Origin of the sequence: Mycobacterium sp. E3251 (genome assembly GCF_001666835.1) — a bacterium.
GTDB lineage: Bacteria > Actinomycetota > Actinomycetes > Mycobacteriales > Mycobacteriaceae > Mycobacterium.
Genome location: NZ_LZJF01000048.1, coordinates 13,622 through 33,090, shown reverse-complemented (window position 1 = coordinate 33,090; position 19,469 = coordinate 13,622). Strand labels below are relative to the sequence as shown.

Annotated in this window: 20 protein-coding genes; 14 read left to right on the top strand and 6 right to left on the bottom strand. The window is 69.4% G+C overall.

All coding sequences use genetic code 11. The features are described 5' to 3' along the window. Positions 1–14: 14 nt before the first annotated feature. Together A5697_RS06205 and A5697_RS06200 are read right to left on the bottom strand one after the other, a co-directional pair. Complete coding sequence (locus A5697_RS06205; RefSeq protein ID WP_067944834.1) at positions 15–752, bottom strand: response regulator transcription factor; 738 nt, start codon at positions 750–752, stop codon at positions 15–17. Positions 753–973: 221 nt separating this feature from the next. Beyond that, positions 974–1,210 (bottom strand): CsbD family protein, encoded by a 237-nt coding sequence (locus A5697_RS06200; RefSeq protein ID WP_067212426.1) that lies wholly within the window; start codon positions 1,208–1,210, stop codon positions 974–976. A gap of 354 nt (positions 1,211–1,564) precedes the next feature. On the opposite strand from A5697_RS06200, the gene pyrH reads away from it, so the two are divergent. The 4 genes from pyrH to rlmN all read left to right on the top strand — a co-directional run bounded on the left by pyrH (position 1,565) and on the right by rlmN (position 5,003). Continuing rightward, positions 1,565–2,356, top strand: coding sequence for a UMP kinase (gene pyrH / locus A5697_RS06195; protein WP_067944835.1), 792 nt, complete (start codon positions 1,565–1,567; stop codon positions 2,354–2,356). A gap of 15 nt (positions 2,357–2,371) precedes the next feature. Next, positions 2,372–2,929, top strand: a complete 558-nt coding sequence (gene frr, locus A5697_RS06190; RefSeq protein ID WP_046186785.1) for a ribosome recycling factor — start codon at positions 2,372–2,374, stop codon at positions 2,927–2,929. Between the two features lie 92 nt (positions 2,930–3,021). Next, positions 3,022–3,885, top strand: a complete 864-nt coding sequence (locus tag A5697_RS06185; protein ID WP_068008919.1) for a phosphatidate cytidylyltransferase — start codon at positions 3,022–3,024, stop codon at positions 3,883–3,885. A 23-nt stretch (positions 3,886–3,908) separates the two neighbouring features. Further along, positions 3,909–5,003 (top strand): 23S rRNA (adenine(2503)-C(2))-methyltransferase RlmN, encoded by a 1,095-nt coding sequence (gene rlmN, locus A5697_RS06180; RefSeq protein ID WP_068008861.1) that lies wholly within the window; start codon positions 3,909–3,911, stop codon positions 5,001–5,003. A gap of 61 nt (positions 5,004–5,064) precedes the next feature. On the opposite strand, the gene A5697_RS06175 is transcribed toward rlmN, so the two are convergent. Further along, positions 5,065–5,319: a DUF2631 domain-containing protein gene (locus A5697_RS06175; protein WP_067943185.1), complete on the bottom strand. Its 255-nt coding sequence runs from the start codon at positions 5,317–5,319 to the stop codon at positions 5,065–5,067. Between the two features lie 96 nt (positions 5,320–5,415). Here A5697_RS06175 and dxr point away from each other — a divergent pair, with 96 nt between their 5' ends. The 10 genes from dxr to A5697_RS06125 all read left to right on the top strand — a co-directional run bounded on the left by dxr (position 5,416) and on the right by A5697_RS06125 (position 16,476). After that, positions 5,416–6,612: a 1-deoxy-D-xylulose-5-phosphate reductoisomerase gene (gene dxr / locus A5697_RS06170; protein WP_068008860.1), complete on the top strand. Its 1,197-nt coding sequence runs from the start codon at positions 5,416–5,418 to the stop codon at positions 6,610–6,612. Positions 6,613–6,631: 19 nt separating this feature from the next. Then, the gene (locus tag A5697_RS06165) at positions 6,632–7,846 is read left to right on the top strand and encodes an RIP metalloprotease (RefSeq protein ID WP_067943174.1); all 1,215 of its coding nucleotides are present in this window, start codon (positions 6,632–6,634) and stop codon (positions 7,844–7,846) included. A 22-nt stretch (positions 7,847–7,868) separates the two neighbouring features. After that, entirely contained in the window at positions 7,869–9,035 is a 1,167-nt protein-coding gene (ispG, locus tag A5697_RS06160) for a flavodoxin-dependent (E)-4-hydroxy-3-methylbut-2-enyl-diphosphate synthase (protein WP_068008858.1), read from the top strand. 56 nt (positions 9,036–9,091) lie between these two features. Further along, positions 9,092–9,946, top strand: coding sequence for a GNAT family N-acetyltransferase (locus tag A5697_RS06155; RefSeq protein WP_067943170.1), 855 nt, complete (start codon positions 9,092–9,094; stop codon positions 9,944–9,946). 117 nt (positions 9,947–10,063) lie between these two features. Further along, entirely contained in the window at positions 10,064–11,878 is a 1,815-nt protein-coding gene (locus tag A5697_RS06150) for a penicillin-binding transpeptidase domain-containing protein (RefSeq protein WP_067943168.1), read from the top strand. Between the two features lie 66 nt (positions 11,879–11,944). Then, on the top strand, positions 11,945–12,553 hold the full coding sequence (locus tag A5697_RS06145; protein WP_067943165.1) for a DUF1707 domain-containing protein: 609 nt from the start codon (positions 11,945–11,947) through the stop codon (positions 12,551–12,553). Positions 12,554–12,563: 10 nt separating this feature from the next. Beyond that, complete coding sequence (gene map / locus A5697_RS06140) at positions 12,564–13,421, top strand: type I methionyl aminopeptidase (RefSeq protein WP_068008916.1); 858 nt, start codon at positions 12,564–12,566, stop codon at positions 13,419–13,421. A 12-nt stretch (positions 13,422–13,433) separates the two neighbouring features. After that, positions 13,434–14,945, top strand: a complete 1,512-nt coding sequence (locus tag A5697_RS06135; protein ID WP_068008855.1) for a cobyric acid synthase — start codon at positions 13,434–13,436, stop codon at positions 14,943–14,945. 144 nt (positions 14,946–15,089) lie between these two features. Next, positions 15,090–15,650 carry an alpha/beta hydrolase gene (locus tag A5697_RS06130; RefSeq protein WP_197500933.1) on the top strand — a complete coding sequence of 187 codons (561 nt, stop codon included), beginning with the start codon at positions 15,090–15,092 and terminating at the stop codon, positions 15,648–15,650. Positions 15,651–15,708: 58 nt separating this feature from the next. Next, positions 15,709–16,476: a gamma-glutamyl-gamma-aminobutyrate hydrolase family protein gene (locus tag A5697_RS06125; RefSeq protein WP_231971986.1), complete on the top strand. Its 768-nt coding sequence runs from the start codon at positions 15,709–15,711 to the stop codon at positions 16,474–16,476. Positions 16,477–16,484: 8 nt separating this feature from the next. Here A5697_RS06125 and A5697_RS06120 read toward each other — a convergent pair whose 3' ends face one another. The 3 genes from A5697_RS06120 to A5697_RS06105 form a co-directional block, all read right to left on the bottom strand. After that, positions 16,485–17,363, bottom strand: a complete 879-nt coding sequence (locus tag A5697_RS06120; protein WP_231971985.1) for a PPE family protein — start codon at positions 17,361–17,363, stop codon at positions 16,485–16,487. A 571-nt stretch (positions 17,364–17,934) separates the two neighbouring features. Then, positions 17,935–18,834: a PPE family protein gene (locus A5697_RS06110; RefSeq protein WP_231971984.1), complete on the bottom strand. Its 900-nt coding sequence runs from the start codon at positions 18,832–18,834 to the stop codon at positions 17,935–17,937. Between the two features lie 188 nt (positions 18,835–19,022). Further along, entirely contained in the window at positions 19,023–19,406 is a 384-nt protein-coding gene (locus A5697_RS06105) for a hypothetical protein (protein WP_156673173.1), read from the bottom strand. Positions 19,407–19,469: the final 63 nt, after the last annotated feature.

Here is a 19,469-nt window from a genome sequence, read left to right as displayed (position 1 = left end):
TCGGGCTCACTGTCTCACTGCGCGACCGGATCCCAGGCGGAGTCCGTCGGCGCGAGTGTCAGCGTCGGCTCGCTGACGATCCATTCCGGCTGGGGTGGGGTCTTGGCCATATAGCCGACGCCTCGGACGGTGTTCACCATCGATTGATGTCGGGGCCCGAGCTTGGCGCGCAGCCGGCGGACGTGGACGTCCACCGAACGGACCCGGCCGTTGCTGTCATAGCCCCACGCCTCGTGCATCAGGCGGGTCCGGGTGAATGGCCGACCGGCGTGCTGCACAAGGAAACTCAGCAGTTTGAACTCGGTCAGCGTCAGACCCAGGTCCTTGCCTTCCAGCGACCCGGTGAGACTGGTCGGATGTAAGAGCAGGGCGCCGAACCGCAAACAGCCGTTGATTGCGCTGCGCCGCAACGCAATCGCCCGCCGCAGCCGCTCCTGCAGCTCGTCGGGGTCGGTTCCCGGGGGCATGACATCGTCGACGTTCCAGTCCACGTCTGGCGGTACATCGTCGGCCGGCGCCGCGAGCGCCACCACCGCGGTGGCGGGGGCATCAGCGGTCAGGCGCCGGCAGGCCGCCGCCGCCGCCGCGAGGTTGCCGCGAGCGTCGACGATGGCGACGTCGCCGACATCGGCCGGCCCTTGGCCGTCACTCGTAAGGGGCGCGCGCCGCATGATTCGCGCGAACGAAGTCAGGGGTGGCAGGGCGCGCTCGAAGTCGTCCGCGTCGGTGAGCAGTAAAACGTCCAACGACATCTCCCGAAAAGGTGGGTCCGCTGTTATCCCCGGCCCGTCGGCATCTCCTGGCGAGATGTCAGCCAGCGCAGCGGTGAGTACCCACTCGCGGCAAAACTATGCAACCGATTGTGTGGCGCCCGCGGGCCGCGTCGGCCCGGCTAGCCGGGCGCGAGCGCCTGACCCAGAAAAGTCGATGGGCCCGGTCCGTTTTCACAGACCGGACCCATCCTCCCAGCGAGCTACTGATTGGCCTTTTGGCGCTGCTCAGCGGCCTCGGCGCCGCCGCGGGCCGCCTCGGCCTCGGCTTCCTTCTTCGCCGCGTCGCGCTGTGCCTCCGCCTTGTCCTGCTGGGCCTGGCCCTCGCGGGTGAGGTCGTCTTGACCCGTCACCGCACCAACGGCCTCCTTCGCCTTGCCCTTGACGTCCTCGACGACGCCCTTGACGGCTTCAGCAGGTCCCGAGTTGTTGTCCGCCATGGATCAGTTCCTCCTTGTAGGCGTACCTGAGCGATTCGCGCTCAACACCGATCGCCGACGCGATCGGTCCGGTCATACGGCGAGGTGAGTCCTTGTTTCTCAAGACCGTGAATTCCCGCCGCGATGGTCCGGATTCCCCACGACGGTCATCGCTCAAACATCCGTGGCGATAACCCGCCGACGCGCGGCGCCGCCCGCGCGTCACCTGGGCCGATCGCGGCGAAATGTCGTCCGCTTCGCCAACTCTGCGCATAACGCACCCCACCGGGGCCGGCTTGTGCTGCGATGAGGCAGGATGTGAAATGCCGTTCCGGAGGAGTTAACCCGGGATGGCACTCTCATGCGAGGAGCCTGATGACGGAGTCCAGGGAGCCCCAAGCCGCCGGCGCGGCGGCCCCGAAGCCGGAAAATGGATCAGCTGCCGGGCAGCCGCGGACGCGGCCCAAGTACTCCAGGGTGTTGCTCAAGCTTGGCGGCGAGATGTTCGGCGGTGGCCAGGTCGGGCTGGACCCCGATGTCGTGGCGCGGGTCGCCCGCCAGATCGCCGAGGTGGTTCGCGACGGTGTCCAAGTCGCGGTCGTGATCGGTGGCGGCAACTTCTTCCGCGGCGCGCAATTGCAGCAGCGCGGCATGGAACGCACCCGCTCGGACTACATGGGCATGCTCGGCACGGTGATGAACAGCCTGGCGCTGCAAGACTTCCTGGAAAAGGAAGGCATCGTCACGCGCGTCCAAACGGCGATCACCATGGGGCAGGTCGCCGAGCCGTATCTGCCGTTGCGCGCCGTCCGTCACCTCGAGAAGGGCCGGGTGGTGATCTTCGGGGCCGGCATGGGGTTGCCCTACTTCTCCACTGACACCACGGCCGCGCAGCGGGCACTGGAGATCGGGGCGGAAGTGGTCTTGATGGCCAAGGCGGTCGACGGGGTGTTCTCAGCGGACCCGCGGCAGAATCCGCACGCCGAGCTGATCGCCGCGATCAGCCATCGCGAGGTCATCGACCGGGGGCTTCGAGTGGCCGACGCCACGGCGTTCAGCCTGTGCATGGACAATGGCATGCCGATCCTGGTGTTCAACCTGCTGACCAATGGGAATATCGCCCGCGCGGTCGCCGGTGAGAAAATCGGGACACTGGTCACCACCTGAGGGGAAGAGCGAACGATGATTGACGAGGCTCTCTTCGACGCCGAAGAGAAAATGGAGAAGGCCGTAGCGGTGGCCCGCGACGACTTGTCAACCATCCGGACCGGCCGCGCCAACCCCGGCATGTTCTCCCGGATTGTCATCGACTACTACGGCGCCACCACCCCGATCACGCAATTGGCCAGCATCAACGTGCCCGAGGCGCGGCTCGTCGTGATCAAGCCGTACGAGACCGGTCAGCTCGGCGCGATCGAGACGGCGATCCGCAACTCCGATCTGGGCGTCAACCCGACCAACGACGGCACCCTCATCCGGGTGGCGGTGCCGCAACTCACCGAGGAGCGGCGTCGGGAGCTGGTCAAACAGGCCAAGGGCAAAGGGGAAGACGCCAAGGTGTCGGTGCGCAACATCCGCCGCAAGGCGATGGAAGAGCTACACCGCATCCGCAAGGACGGCGAGGCCGGTGAGGACGAGGTCGGGCGGGCGGAAAAAGACCTCGACAAGACCACGCACCAGTACATCACCCAGATCGAAGACCTGGTCAAGCACAAAGAAGGCGAGCTGCTGGAGGTCTAGCGGCCGCTCAGCAGCTAAGTTCACCCAGGTCCGTGGCAACCACCGGCGCAGCCAGCCCGCCCGACGAGCCGGGGCATGAGGGCAAGAAGGTCATGCCGCAGCCGGCCAAGAAGACGTCCCGCGCGGGACGCGACCTGCGCGCCGCCATCGCGGTGGGCGCCGGCATCGGCGGCGTGCTCATCGTGACGCTGATCTTCGCGCCCCGCTTCTGGGTCCCCATCGTCGCGCTGGCGATCATGGTCGCGACCCATGAGGTGGTGCGACGGCTGCGCGAGGCCGGGTACGTCATCCCGCTCATCCCGCTGCTGATCGGCGGTCAGGTGACGGTCTGGCTGACGTGGCCGTTTCACGCCGCCGGCGCCCTGGCCGGCTTCGGCGGCACCGTGGTGGTGTGCAACGTCTGGCGGCTGTTCATGCAGGACAACAGCAAGCGGCCCGAGCCGTTCGCCGGGTCTCCGTCGGCCAACTACCTGCGTGACGCGTCGGCGACGGTGTTCCTGGCCGCTTGGGTGCCCCTGTTCGCGTCCTTCGGCGCCCTGCTGGTGTACCCGAAGGACGGCGCGGGCCGGGTGTTCTGCCTGATGGTCACCGTGGTCGCCTCCGACGTGGGCGGCTACGCGGTCGGCGTGCTGCTCGGCAAGCACCCGATGGTTCCGGCCATCAGCCCGAAGAAGTCGTGGGAGGGGTTCGCCGGTTCGCTCTTCTTCGGGATCACCGCGGCCGTCCTGACGGCGACGTTCCTGGCCGGCAAACCGCCCTGGATCGGGGCGCTGCTGGGGGTGATCCTGGTGCTCACGTGCACGCTCGGCGATCTGGTCGAGTCTCAGATCAAGCGCGACCTCGGCATCAAAGACATGGGCCGGTTGCTGCCGGGCCACGGCGGTCTGATGGACCGGCTCGACGGCGTGTTGCCGTCGGCGGTCGCCGCGTGGACGGTGCTGACGCTCGTCCCCTGAGAAGGGCCGATACTGGACTGGTCATGGTCCAAGAACTGGTTTTCACCGAGCCCCGCCCGAGCAAGCCGCCGCGGCACCTGGCCGACCTCGACGCGGAAGCCCGCGCCGCGGCCGTCGCGGAGCTGGGTCTGCCGGCGTTCCGGGCCAAGCAACTCGCCCAGCAGTACTACGGCCGCCTGATCGCCGATCCGCGCGAGATGACCGACCTGCCGGCCGCAGTGCGGGACCGGATCGCCGAGGCCTTGTTCCCGCACCTGCTCACCGCGGCCGCCGAAGTCACCTGCGACTCCGGGCAGACCCGAAAGACGTTGTGGCGCGGCACCGATGGGACGACCTTCGAGTCGGTGCTGATGCGCTACCCACAGCGCAACACCGTGTGCATCTCGTCGCAGGCCGGTTGCGGCATGGCCTGCCCCTTCTGTGCGACCGGGCAGGGCGGTCTCACCCGAAACCTGTCGACCGCGGAGATCACAGAACAAGTCCGGTCCGCCGCCGTCGCCCTGCGCGACGATTTCGGCGATCGGCTCTCCAACGTCGTGTTCATGGGCATGGGGGAGCCGCTGGCCAACTACGCCAGGGTCGTGGCCGCGGTGCGGCGCATCACCGAGCCGCCCCCGCACGGCTTCGGCATATCGGCCCGCTCGGTGACGGTCTCGACGGTCGGCCTGGCTCCCGCAATCCGCAAACTCGCCGACGAACGGCTCGGGGTGACGCTGGCGCTGTCTTTGCACGCGCCCGACGACGAACTGCGCGACACGCTGGTGCCGGTCAATAACCGCTGGAAGATCGCCGAGGCGCTGGACGCCGCCCGCTACTACGCCGACGTCACCGGACGGCGGGTATCGGTGGAGTACGCGTTGATCCGCGACGTCAACGACCAGCCGTGGCGGGCGGATCTGTTGGGCAAACGCCTGCACCGGGCGCTCGGCCCGCTGGTGCACGTGAACCTCATCCCGCTCAACCCGACGCCGGGCAGCGAATGGGATGCCAGCCCGAAGGCGGTGGAGCGGGAGTTCGTCCGGCGGGTCCGGGCGCAGGGGGTTTCCTGCACGGTCCGGGACACCCGCGGCCGGGAGATCAGTGCCGCCTGCGGACAGCTGGCCGCCGAGGGCGGGTAGCTGGAGCGCGGGCGAATCGCCAGGAGCCTGCGGGCAGCTGGCCTTCGAAAAGAAGTAGCGGCTACCTGATCCAGCCGCGCCGGCGGCCCCACAGGTCGCGGACCAGCGCGAAGAGCACCAGGGCGGCGAACCCGATCAGGAACCAGTTCTCGATGTGGCCGACGTGATTGCCGCGCAGCATCGCCAGCAGGAACACGATGATGACCAGGCCGGTGATGTGCCAGGTGCGGTGATTGATCCTGCTCCAACCCCAGGCCGCGGACGGCACCTCAACGGTGTCGACGCCGCTGAAGTGTTCCACCTCGGTACTGGCCACGGTGAATCCCTTTCGTCGGTCCTGCAGCGATTCTGGCATACCCGCGGCGAGGTCCCGCAGCCCTCGCGTCGTCACCGGGCGGGGCACAATGAGTGAGTGACGATCGCGACACCCGAGGGCCGCCTGCGCGTGCTGGTGCTGGGCAGCACCGGCTCGATCGGCACCCAAGCCCTGGAGGTGATCGCGGCCCATCCGGACCGCTTCGAGGTGGTCGGCCTGGCCGCGGGCGGCGCCAACTTGGACACCCTGCTGCGTCAGCGTGCCGAGACCGGCGTCACCAACATCGCCGTCGCCGACGAACGCGCGGCGCAGGCCGCCGACGTGCCCTACCGCGGCCCCGACGCAGTGACCCGCCTGGTCGAGGACACCGAAGCCGACGTCGTCCTCAACGCGCTGGTGGGGGCGCTGGGCCTGCGCCCGACGCTGGCCGCCCTGGAGTCGGGCGCCCGGCTGGCGCTGGCCAACAAGGAGTCCCTGGTCGCCGGCGGTCCGTTGGTCTTGCGGGCGGCGCGGCCGGGTCAGATCGTGCCCGTCGACTCCGAACACTCCGCGCTGGCCCAGTGCCTGCGCGGGGGCTCCCCCGAGGAAGTCGCCAAGCTGGTGCTGACCGCCTCCGGCGGGCCGTTTCGCGGCTGGACCGCCGCCCAGCTCGAGGGCGTCACCCCGGAACAGGCCGGCGCCCATCCGACCTGGTCGATGGGCCCGATGAACACACTGAACTCGGCGTCGCTGGTCAACAAGGGCCTCGAACTCATCGAGACACACCTGCTGTTCGGCGTCCCGTACGACCGCATCGAGGTCGTCGTGCACCCGCAGTCGATTGTTCATTCGATGGTCACGTTCGTGGACGGCTCGACCATCGCCCAGGCGAGCCCCCCGGACATGAAGCTGCCGATTTCCTTGGCGCTGGGCTGGCCGGACCGGGTTCCCGGGGTGGCCGCGCCCTGCGACTTCAGCACCGCCTCTAGCTGGGATTTCGAACCGCTGGACGGCGAGGTTTTCCCCGCCGTGGAACTGGCCCGGTATGCCGGGCAGACCGGCGGTTGCATGACGGCGGTCTACAACGCGGTCAACGAAGAAGCCGCGGCGGCGTTCCTGGCGGGCAGGGTGGGATTCCCCGTCATCGTGAAAACCATCGCCGACGTGCTGCACGCCGCAGACCAATGGACGGTTTCACCCGCTAACGTGGATGAGGTACTAGACGCGCAGCGCTGGGCGCGGGAGCGAGCGCGACGCGCCGTCGCACACGCACGGCCCAACGAGGCCTCCGTCAACGCCTCCGGAATGGTGTGAGAAAGGTCCTGCAGCGGAGATGATGTTCGTTATCGGCATTGTGCTGTTCGCCTTTGCCATCCTGATCTCGGTGGCCTTGCACGAGTGCGGCCACATGTGGGTAGCCCGCGCCACCGGCATGAAGGTCCGTCGCTACTTCGTCGGGTTCGGTCCGACGCTGTGGTCGACGCGGCGCGGCGAGACCGAGTACGGCCTCAAGGCGGTGCCGCTGGGCGGCTTCTGCGACATCGCCGGAATGACCTCGGTCGAGGAGCTGGCCCCCGACGAAACCGACCGGGCGATGTTCAAGCAGGCGGCCTGGAAACGGGTGGCCGTGCTGTTCGCGGGTCCCGGCATGAATTTCGTCATCTGCCTGGTGCTGATCTATGGCATCGCGCTGGTCTCGGGTCTGCCGAATCTGCACCCGGACACCCGGGCCGTCGTCGGCGAAACCGCTTGCGTCGCACCGGAAGTGGCCCCCGGAAAGATCGCGGACTGCACCGGGCCGGGCCCGGCCGCGATGGCGGGCATCCACGCCGGGGACGTCGTCGTCAAGGTGGGGGACACCAAGGTGTCCACCTTCGAGGAGATGGCCGCCGCGGTGCGCAAGCTGCACGGCACCGTCCCGGTGGTGGTCGAGCGCAACGGCACGCCGGTCACCGCCTACGTCGACGTCACGCCCACGCAGCGTTACCTGTCCAAGGGCCAGGGCGGCAAGCCCGAGGCGGCCACCGTCGGTGCGATGGGCGTTGGCGCTCAGCGGTTCCCGCCCACGCACTACAACGTGCTGACCGCGGTGCCGGCGACGTTCGCGTTCACCGGGGACCTCACCGTCGAGGTGGGCAAGGCCCTGGTCACGATCCCGACGAAGGTCGGCGCGCTGGTGCACGCCATCGGCGGCGGTCAGCGCGACCCGCAGACGCCGATGAGCGTGGTCGGCGCCAGCATCATCGGCGGTGAAACCGTTGACCACGGGCTGTGGGTGGCGTTCTGGTTCTTCCTCGCCCAGCTCAACCTGATCCTGGGCGCGATCAACCTGGTGCCGCTCTTGCCGTTCGACGGCGGCCACATCGCCGTCGCGGTCTACGAGAAGATCCGCAACACGATCCGGTCGGCCCGCGGCAAGGTCGCGGCCGCACCGGTGAATTACCTCAAGCTGATGCCCGCCACCTACGTGGTGCTCGTCTTCGTGGTCGGCTACATGCTGCTGACCGTGACCGCGGATCTGGTCAACCCCATCAGCCTTTTCCAGTAAACCGACCGAAGGAACCAGAACAGTGACCATTGGCCTGGGCATGCCGGACGCTCCGGCGCCCACGCTCGCCCCCCGGCGCACGACGCGCCAACTGATGGTCCGCGACGTCGGGGTGGGTAGCGAGCATCCGATTTCGGTGCAGTCGATGTGCACCACCAAGACCCACGACGTGAACACGACGTTGCAGCAGATCGCGGAACTGACCGCGGCGGGGTGCGACATCGTGCGGGTGGCCTGCCCGCGTCAGGAGGATGCCGACGCGCTGGCCGAGATCGCCCGGCACAGCCAGATCCCGGTGATCGCCGACATCCACTTCCAGCCGAAGTACATCTTCGCCGCCATCGACGCCGGATGCGCCGCGGTGCGGGTAAACCCCGGCAACATCAAGGAATTCGACGGCCGCGTCGGCGAGGTGGCCAAGGCGGCCGCCGCGGCGGGCATCCCCATCCGCATCGGCGTCAACGCCGGCTCGCTGGACAAGCGCTTCATGGAGAAGTACGGCAAGGCCACCCCCGAGGCGCTGGTCGAGTCCGCGCTGTGGGAGGCGTCGCTGTTCGAGGAGCACGGCTTCGGCGACATCAAGATCAGCGTCAAGCACAACGACCCCGTCGTGATGGTCGCGGCCTACGAGCAGCTGGCCGCCCAATGCGACTACCCGCTGCACCTCGGCGTCACCGAGGCCGGTCCGGCCTTCCAGGGCACCATCAAGTCCGCGGTGGCCTTCGGCGCGCTGCTGTCGCGGGGGATCGGCGACACCATTCGGGTGTCGCTGTCGGCGCCGCCGGTCGAAGAGGTCAAGGTCGGCATCCAAATTCTCGAGTCGCTGAACCTGCGGCCGCGCGGGCTGGAGATCGTGTCCTGCCCCTCCTGCGGCCGCGCGCAGGTCGACGTCTACACCCTGGCCAACGAGGTCACCGCCGGCTTGGACGGCCTGGACGTCCCGCTGCGGGTCGCCGTGATGGGGTGCGTGGTGAACGGTCCGGGTGAGGCGCGCGAGGCCGACCTGGGCGTCGCGTCGGGAAACGGCAAGGGGCAGATCTTCGTTCGGGGCGAAGTGATCAAGACCGTGCCGGAAGCCCAGATCGTCGAGACGCTCATCGAGGAGGCCATGCGCCTCGCCTCGGAGATGGGCACCGATCACGGTCCTGACACAACATCAAGCGGTTCGCCGATCGTGACCGTAAGCTGATGGGGGCCGTTTCCCTCGCGCAAGTCCGTTAATTCGCATCACAGAGAGTTCGCCACATGTCGGCTCCGCCCCTCTTCCGCCTTGTCGGTGAGCGACGGGTGTCCGTGGTGCGCGACGCCGCCGCCGTCTGGCGGGTTTTCGACGAGGATCCGGTCGGATCGTGCATGGTCGCGGCCCGGGTGGCCGACCACGGCATCGACCCCAATTCCATCGGCGGGGAACTGTGGACGCTGCGCGGCGCGGACCAGTCGCTGTGCTTCGCCGGTGCGAACCTGATTCCGCTGCGGGGCGCACCGGAGGACATGGACGCCTTCGCCGACGAGGCGATGAGTGGGACGCGCCGCTGTTCGTCGCTGGTCGGCCGGTCCGACCTGGTGATGCGGATGTGGGAACGGCTCGAGTCGGCGTGGGGCCCGGCCCGGGACGTGCGCGACCACCAGCCGCTGCTGGCGCTGTCCAGGCACCCCAACTGCGACATCGACCCCGGGGTGCGCCAGGTGCGTCCGGACGAGCTGGACGCCTACCTGGTAGCCGCCGTGGACATGTTCATCGGCGAGGTGGGCGTCGACCCGCGGGTCGGCGACGGCGGTCGGGGTTACCGGCGGCGGGTGGCCAGCCTCATCGCGGCCGGTCGCGCCTGGGCCCGGTTCGAGCACGGCCAGGTGGTCTTCAAGGCCGAGGTCGGCTCGCAATCGCCGGGCGTCGGCCAGATCCAAGGAGTGTGGGTGCATCCGGAGTGGCGTGGGCTGGGCCTCGGCACCGCCGGCACCGCGACCGTGGCCGCCGTCATCGTCGGCAGCGGGCGCACCGCCAGCCTGTACGTGAACAGCTTCAACACCGTCGCGCGCGCCGCATACGCCCGAGTCGGCTTCGCCGAGGTGGGCAACTTCGCGACGGTCTTGCTGGACTAGCGGTCCGCCGCCGCACGCCCGGCTGGCCGGGCGCCGGGCGATTGCCGCGTTACATCACGATCCGATCTCGGTGTGTCGGCGCCGGTGTTGTAGCCCGGCTTCATAACATCTGTACCAATGGTCACAAAATCCCCACTGGTAATCGTGGCGGCCGGATTGCTGCTTGCGGCCGCCGCGATGTCCGGGTGCACACCGCGGCCCGCCGGCCCCGGCCCCGCGGCCGAAAAGTTCTTCGGCGCCCTGGCGATCGGCGACACCGCCACGGCCGCCCAGCTCAGCGACAGCCCCAACGAGGCCCGCGAAGCGCTGAACGCGGCGTGGGCGGGCCTGCAGGCGACCCACCTCGACACGCAGATCCTCAACGCCAAGTACGCCGAGGACACCGGCACGGTCGGCTATCGCTTCACCTGGCATCTGCCCAAGAACCGGACCTGGACCTACGACGGCCAGCTGAAGATGGCGCGCGACGAGGGGCGCTGGGAGGTCCGGTGGACCCCGACCGACCTGCATCCCAAGCTGGGCGAGCACCAGACGTTCGCGTTGCGGGCCGACCGGCCGCGGCGCGCCTCGGTGAACGAACTCGGCGGCACCGACGTGCTGGTGCCGGGCTACCTGTACCACTACACGCTGGACGCCACCCAGGCCGGATCCGGATCCGCCCTGGCCGCGACGGCGCACGCGATCGTGGACGTCCTGCACCCCTTCAACGGCGGGCTGAACGACCCGCAGCTGCTCGCCGAGCAGGCCAGCTCGGCGACCCAGCCGGTGGACCTGGTGACGCTGCATCCCGACGACAACGACAAGGTCTACCCGGCGATCGGCCGGCTGCCCGGCGTCGTGGTCACGCCGCAGCCGGAGATCCTGCCGACGGATCCGCATTTCGCCCCGGCGGTCATGGCCGAGGTGAAGAAGGCGGTGGTCGACCAACTCGACGGCGAGGCGGGCTGGCGCGTGGTCAGCGTCAACCAGAACGGTGTCGAAGTCGAAGTCCTGCAGGAGGTGCAGGGGTCACCGGCGCCGTCGATCTCGATCACGCTCGACCGGGTCGTGCAGAACGCCGCCCAGCGCGCGGTCGACAACAAGGGCGGCAAGGCGATGATCGTTGTGATCAAGCCGTCGACCGGGGAGATCCTGGCGATCGCGCAGAACGCGGGCGCCGACGCCGACGGCCTGCTGGCCACCACCGGACTGTTCCCCCCGGGGTCGACGTTCAAGATGGTGACCGCAGGCGCGGCCGTCGACCGCGACATGGCCACCCCAAACTCGATGCTGGGCTGCCCGGGCCATCTGGACATCGGGCACCGCACGATCCCCAACTACGGTGGCTTCGATCTTGGCGTGGTCTCGATGTCGCGGGCGTTCGCCAGTTCCTGCAACACGACGTTCGCGGAGTTGAGCAGCCGGATGCCGCCGCGCGGCCTGACCCAGACGGCCGCCCAATACGGGATCGGGGTCGACTACGCGGTGGACGGGATCACCACCGTGACCGGCTCGGTGCCGCCGACCGTGGATCTGGCCGAGCGCACCGAGGACGGCTTCGGCCAGGGCAAGGTGCTGGCCAGCCCGTTCGGCATGGCCCTGGTCGCCGCCACGGTCGCCGCAGGCAGGACCCCGGTGCCGCAGCTCATCGCGGGCCGGCCGACCGCGGTGCAGGGCGACACGACGCCGATCAGCCCGAAGATGATCGACGCGCTGCGGCCCATGATGCGGCTGGTGGTGACCAACGGGACCGCCAAGGAGATCGCCGGCTGCGGCGCGGTCTACGGGAAGACGGGTGAGGCCGAATTCCCTGGCGGATCGCACTCCTGGTTCGCCGGATACCGCGGTGATCTGGCGTTCGCCTCGCTGATCGTCGGGGGCGGCAGCTCCGAGTGGGCGGTTCGGATGACGAAATTCATGTTCGAATCGCTGCCGCCGGACTTCCTGGCCTGACACCGGCGGCCCGCCCCAGCGGTAAGTTGCGAGGGTAGGCCGAGGGTTCAAGCGTCAGGAAAGGCCATGACTGAGACCGGTGGAGAGATGGTGGCGTTACGGGTCTCGGACGCCGACCGCAACGGCACGATGCGGAGACTGCACAACGCCGTCGCGCTCGGGCTGATCGATATCGACGAGTTCGAACAGCGTTCGTCGCAGGTGTCCTACGCGCGCACCCGGGGAGAGCTGGACGGGCTGGTCGGCGACCTGCCCGGTCCGGGCGCGATCGTCACGTCCGCCGCCGACCGGGTCGAGCTGCGCGGCTGGGCCGGCTCGCTCAAGCGCCAGGGCGAATGGACGGTGCCCACGCGGCTGGCGTTGGTCCGCCGGCTGGGCTCCATCGAGCTCGACCTCACCAAGGCCCGGTTTGCGGGCCCGGTGGTGGTCGTCGAACTCGACATGCGGTTCGGCTCGGTGGAGATCCGGTTGCCGGACGGCGCCAGCGCGTCGATCGACGACGTGGAGGTCTACGTGGGCAGCGCCAGCGACCGCCGCAAGGACGCACCGGGCGAAGGGCGCCCGCATGTCGTGTTGACGGGCCGGGTGGTGTGCGGCTCGGTGATCATCCGCGGGCCGCGGCGCTCGTTGATCCGCGGCCGCTTCGGCGGGGCCGCCCCCGCGCGGCGTGATTAAGCTGGTCGGCATGCCCGCTCGCACTGCGCTTGCCCCCGGAGAGGTGTCGCCGACTCTGCCGGTGCCCGCCCGCATCCCCCGTCCGGAGTATGCCTGGCAGCCCACCGTGCGGGAGGGCAGCGAGCCGTGGGTGCAGACCCCGGAGGTGATCGAGAAGATGCGGGTCGCCGGCCGGATCGCGGCGGGCGCGCTGCAGGAGGCGGGCAAAGCGGTGGCGCCGGGGGTGACGACCGACGAACTGGACCGGATCGCCCACGAGTACATGATCGACCACGGTGCCTACCCGTCGACCCTGGGCTACAAGGGCTTCCCGAAGTCGTGCTGCACGTCGCTCAACGAGGTCATCTGCCACGGAATCCCGGATTCGACGGTCGTCGAGGACGGCGACATCGTCAACATCGACGTCACGGCGTACATCGACGGGGTGCACGGCGACACCAACGCGACTTTCCTGGCCGGCGACGTCGCCGAGGAGCACCGGCTGCTCGTGGAGCGCACCCACGAGGCGACGATGCGCGCGATCAACGCCGTCAAGCCGGGGCGGGCGCTGTCGGTCGTCGGCCGCGTCATCGAGGCGTATGCGAATCGGTTCGGGTACAACGTGGTTCGTGACTTCACCGGTCACGGCATCGGCACCACGTTTCACAATGGCCTGGTCGTGCTGCACTACGACCAGCCCTCCGTGACGACGATCATGCAGCCGGGCATGACGTTCACCATCGAACCGATGATCAATCTCGGCGGCCTGGACTACGAGATCTGGGACGACGGCTGGACGGTGGTCACCAAGGACCGCAAGTGGACCGCGCAATTCGAGCACACGTTGCTCGTGACCGACACCGGCGTCGAAATCCTCACCTCGATCTAGAGCATTGAATCCGTGAGCGGGGCGCTGCTGGTCGCCGGCACCAGCTCCGACGCCGGGAAATCGGTGGTGGTCGCGGGCCTGTGCCGGTTGCTGGCGCGCCGCGGCGTCCGGGTGGCGCCGTTCAAGGCGCAGAACATGTCCAACAATTCCGTGGTCACCGTGGAAGGCGGTGAGATCGGCCGGGCCCAGGCGCTCCAGGCGCGGGCGGCGGGGCTTCAGCCCAGCGTGCGGTTCAATCCGATCCTGCTCAAACCGGGCAGTGACCGGACGTCGCAATTGGTGATTCGCGGCCAGGTCGCGGATTCGGTCACGGCGGCAAGCTATGTGCGGCATCGCGACCGCCTCGCCGGGATCGTCGCGGACGAATTGTCTTGCCTGCGCGATGATTTCGACGCTGTCATCTGCGAGGGGGCGGGCTCGCCGGCCGAAATCAACCTGCGTGCCACGGATTTGGCGAACATGGGCCTGGCCCGGGCGGCGAACCTGCCGGTGATCCTGGTCGGAGACATCGACCGCGGCGGTCTGCTCGCCCATCTGTTCGGAACGGTCGCGGTGCTCGAGCCCGACGACCAAGCACTGATCGCCGGCTTCGTCGTCAACAAATTCCGTGGCGACCCCGCACTGCTGGAGCCCGGATTGCGGCAATTGCACGCGATGACCGGCCGCCCGACCTACGGGGTACTGCCCTATGCCGACGAACTCTGGCTGGACGCCGAGGACTCGCTGTCGGTGGTCGCCGGCCGCGTCGTCGGCACCCCGCAACCGCCGCGCGGGAGCGAGTGGCTGCGGGTGGCCGCGATCCGGCTGCCCCGGACCTCCAACTCCACCGACGTGGAGGCGCTGGCGTGTGAGCCGGGCGTCACGGTGCGCTGGAGCGCCGACGCCGCCGACCTGGCCGACACCGACCTGATCGTGATTCCCGGCAGCAAATCCACCGTCGCCGACCTGACCTGGCTGCGCGATCACGGCCTGGCCGAGGCGATCACCGCCCACGCCGCGGCCGGAAAGCCGCTGCTCGGGATCTGCGGCGGCTTTCAGATGCTGTGCCGGCGCATCGACGACCCGGTGGAATCGGGGCTCGGCGAAGTGGCCGGACTGGGGCTGTTCGACGCCGACATCGCCTTCGGCGAGACCAAGGTCCTGCGCCGCTGGCCGCCGCCGCTCGCCGGATACGAGATCCATCACGGCCGGGTGTCGCGCTGCGCGGAGGACGTCTGGTTCGGCGTCGAGGGCGGGCGCGACTGCCAACCGCACGGCCTGGTGCGCGGCGCGGTGTTCGGCACCCACTGGCACGGCCTGCTCGACAACGACGACTTCCGCCGCGCGTGGCTCACCGGCGTCGCGGCCGCGGCGGGCCGCGACGGGTTCCTCGTCGCCGACACCAACGTCGCCGCGCGGCGTGATGCCCAGATCGACGTGATCGCCGATCTGCTCGCCGCGCACCTCGACACCGACGCCGTCCTCGGCCTGCTCGACCGTCCGCCGCCCCACCGACCACGCATCGCAACTCGGTTGTGGCCGTAGGGGATTCACGATTTTGTCCAAGTGCGGATGTCGAAATTGACGGCGACGCAAAACGCGTGGCGTACGCCCGCGGGGATGGCCGCTGAACGCAGGGATGTGGAGAAATCGTCGCGCGTGCGGGCCGGTCGGTTGTAGCGTGCGTAGATGCCCTCAATGATGACGACGCTCGACGGGTTCCCCGTCCCGGTAGCCGTGGCTGGTCCGGAACAGGGCGTCGTGGTCGTCATCCTGGGTGACGAGGAGCGCATCCCCGCCGCGTACGACGCGGTCTGCGAACGGCTGCACACCGCGTCGCTTCGGACGGTCGTCATCGGTCTCGACCCCCGCCTGACCCCCAAGTCGGTGGTCGGCATCCTCGACGCACTGGGTATCGGGTGGGCCGTGGTGGTGGGCGACCGCGCCGGCGGCGACCTGGCCTGGGAGCTCGCCGCGACGAAGCTGGGCCGGTTCGTCGGCCTGGTGGTGATCGATCGCGGCCATCCCCGCGCGGCCGACCGCGACGGCGCGGTTCGAGACGGGCACTGCCCGCCGGTGGAGATCGGCACCACGGTTCTGGTCAGTTCCCCGGCCGCGCGGGCGGTGGCGCGCGCCAGCCAGCAGTATGTCTACGCCGAGTACCGCGTGGTGCATTTGGGCCGGCGGACGGTGCAGGAGTCGACGGCACAGTTGGCCGCCGAGATCGTGTTGCGCACCAGTACCTGGTAGTCCGGGTGGCTTCGCCGAACAGCAACTCGCGCAAGCGGTTTGCGGCGGCTCGTGGCCGCTGGCGGCACCGCGGGGGATAGGATGCGTGGTGGTGAACGTCTCTGGGCGCCCGGTGGTGGGCCTGACCTCGTACCTGGAGCGGGTGCAGACCGGCATCTGGGACGTGCCGGCGGGTTATCTGCCCGCCGATTACTTCCAGGGTGTCGTGATGGCCGGCGGGGCCGCGGTGTTGCTGCCGCCGCAACCGGCGGAACCGGAGACGGTCGGCCCGGTGCTCGACGGTCTGCACGCGCTGGTGATCACGGGCGGCTACGACGTGGATCCCGCCACCTATGGCCAACAACCGCATCCGGCCACCGATCAGCCGCGCGCCGCCCGCGACGCCTGGGAATTCGCGTTGTTGCGCGGCGCGCTGGACCGGGGACTGCCGGTGCTGGGCATCTGCCGCGGTGCGCAGGTGCTCAACGTGGCGCTGGGCGGCACCCTGCATCAGCACCTGCCGGAGGTTCTCGGGCACGACGGTCATCGGGCGGGCAACGCGGTGTTCAACAGGATGGCGGTGCGCACCGCCGCGGGCAGCCGGCTGGCCGCGCTGGTGGGGGAGACCACCGATGCTCCGTGCTACCACCATCAGGCGATCGACGAAGTCGGTGAGGGGCTGATGGTCAGCGCCTGGGATGCCGACGGCGTCGTCGAGGCGCTGGAGTTGCCCGGGGACCGTTTTGTGCTTGCGGTGCAATGGCATCCGGAACAGTCCCTGGACGACTTGCGCCTCTTCACCGCGATCGTGGACGCCGCGCGGTCGTATGCCGGGCGCGCGGACTGACCCGAGCGCTACGCGACCGTTCCGCGGTAGACGGCCATCGGCGCCGCGGCGGTCGCCCAGACCCGCGGTACCGACAACGCCCCGACCGACGTCGCGCCGCCGGCCCGCGCGGTGATCGTCCCGCCGCGAACGCCACGATGGTCGGGCGCCAGGCAGCGCAACGCCGCCGCCTTGTTGAGCGAATTCAGATAGCCGATCGCGACGCCCGACGGCGCGGTGAGTGAGCTCAGTTTCGACAGCGGGCAGGTCGCCGACGCGAGGGAGACGTCGAACGTGGCCAGCGGCGACCGGGACAGCGCCCGCAGCGCGCCGGGCGCGGCTGCGATCAGCTGCCGCCCCGCCGATACGACCTCCGGCCCCGAGTCCAGCGCCCACGTGCCGTGGCTCGCGCTGCCGGGCGGCAACGTGAACGGCACGATGGCCGCGGCGTCGGCCGATGCCGCGGCGTAGGCATACATGGCGGCGGCGTCCTGTGCCCACATCCGTTCGTAGTCGGCCTCGGCGGCGGCGATCGCCGGGGTCACCAGACCCAGGGAGTTCGCCATGATCAGCGATGTGCGCCGCGCCCGGTTGGCGTCGATCGACGACGGCGGCACCGTTGCCGCTAACGCCCTTTCGTGTGCGCCGGCCGCAGCGGCGGCCTGGGCGGCCGCCTGCTCGGCGCGTATCGCGGTGGCGTTGAGCCAGTCGAGGTAGGACGCGGCGGCTTCGGGCGCGCCGGCCGGGCCCTCCCAGCTGGCCAGCAGCTTCGAGGTAACCGCCCGGTAGTCCGCGACCGCGGTGTGCAGCCGGGTGGCCAGGCGGGCCCAGGCCGTCGCGGCTTCGGCCATCGGTCCCGAGCCGGGGCCGGCATGCAGTTGTCCGGAAATGATTTCGGGCGGGAGCATCGTGACGATCATCGCTATCTCTGCCTAACGACGGCGGTGGGGCCGCGGTTCGAAGGGGACTCTTCTGTTGGGACGTAGGCCCGGGGGTTACAGGCCTGCCTGCCAAGGAGCCCTCAGCGACGAGCGACGCAGAGCAGCGTCAACAGATTTCGGTCGGTCGGAACCGCCCCGGGCGCACGCGATGGTGCGCGGGGCAGCCGAAATACCGCGGCCGCAAACGAAGTCGGTAACGGCGACCCGATCGACGGCGGCGACGAGCGGGCCCAGGTCGGCGGCCGATCCCGCGTCATCCACGCGGTCTTGGTGGTCTTGTGATGTGTCGGCGAGGAGCCCGGGGCGGCGGGGCCCGGATCGTGCGCTTGCACGTGCGCGGCACTCACCCGGGCGAGTCCGGAGACCGCGCTCCCACGCGATGCCCAACCCACGGTCACCGCGCAGAACACACCGAGCACCGCGACGACTGCGATGATTGACCGCAATCGTCGAGTTCCACGGGTGTCGCCGACTGTCACAGTGGCCCGAACCTACAACACGAGCCTTGGGCGACAAGCCCAGCGAGCTGTGAAAACGATCAAAGTCCGGTGTGGGTTCGAGGCTGCCCGCCCATGCGGCGCAGGGGTTCAGCCGGTCGCTTGTCCACCGCATGCGGTTCCGCGGCGGGCAGCCAGGCCTGCGGCGCCGACAACCCGCCGATCGAGGTCGCGCGTCCGAAACACACCAGCACCGCCGCGCGATTGGTCTTGCGCGCCTTCGCCGCCGCAACACCGATGGCCACCGCGAGTGGGATGCTGGTTTCCCGGGCGAACCCGGTGCGCAGGGAACTCAGCTTGGACAACGGCGATGACATCGACAGCACAGCCGTGCGGAATCGCCGGCAAGATGCCGAGGACAGCCCGTCGAGCGCCGCAGGCAGCATCGAAACCAGTTCCGCGCCAGCCGATATCACCTCGTCACCGTCGGCGCCAGGCGGCGACATAAAGGGCGTCACGGTCGTGGCGGCCGCAGCGGCAGTGGCGTAGGCGTACATGGCGGCGGCGTTCTGCGCCCACAGCTGGTCGTAGTGTGCCTCCGCCAACGCGATCGCCGGGGTGTTCTGGCGCAGGTGGTTGGTCATCACCAGCGACCTTCGCAATGCCCGGTTGGCGACGAGGGTCTGCGGCGGCACCGTCGCGGCCAACGCCCACTCATACGCATCGGCTGCCGCACCGGCGCGGGCGGCGGTTTGCTCCGCCAATGCGGCGGTGGCCTGCAGCCACGCCACGTACGGTGCCGTCGTGTCGCCCATCTGCATCGCGGCGGGGCCGCGCAGGCCGTCCAGCAGCCCCGCGGAAACGAGGTACTTCGTCGCGGCATCGCGGAGCTGGGCGGCCAGCCGCCGCCACGTCGTGGCCGCGCTCAGCAGTGACGCGGCGCCGGGGCCGGAATACATTCGTGCTGTGTTGATCTCCGGGGGTAGCGCGCCGAAGTCCACCGCTATCTGCCCCCGGCAGGGGCGCGGCGGGTGGGCGCTAATCCAGTGGGCGTGGGGGAGTTTGCTGCAAACATGACTTCCTTGGGTAGGTAGCGACCGGCGTTCCTCGTCGGGTCGGGAGTTGCGCGCATGCCGACGGGCGTTGGCCGCGTCGGCCAGACATGGCTACGAGGGGCTCAGATTGCCGATCAGCGCCGGGACACGCAAAACTTGGTCAAGAGGTCTTGACCTGCAAGGAAAGTCGAGGGTGCGCGCGACGGGCATGCGTCGAGGGGCCGTTGCGCCCCGGCGGCCGACGCGAGTGACGACAGCGTCCACGACCAGCGCGGCACCGACAGCGAGAAGGTCGTCGGCCGATCACGCTTCAATCCCGCGCTCTTGAACGCCTTGTCGTCGTTGAGGGTGGAGCCGAAGTCGGGATGGCTGTGCGGTGCGAAGGCGTCCCGGATTTGTGGCCCGGTGTCGGTGGCCGCAATCGAGACCGCCACGTGCTGCGGTGGGCCGGCCGTCGCCGCAACCTGCAACGCCCAGAATCCGAAGGCAGCGGCGAAAAGGGACAGTGCAGCAATCACGGCCACAGCCGACCGGCGTGGCCTGTGCGAAGGTCTGCCTGCACCACGGAAACTCACAGTGCT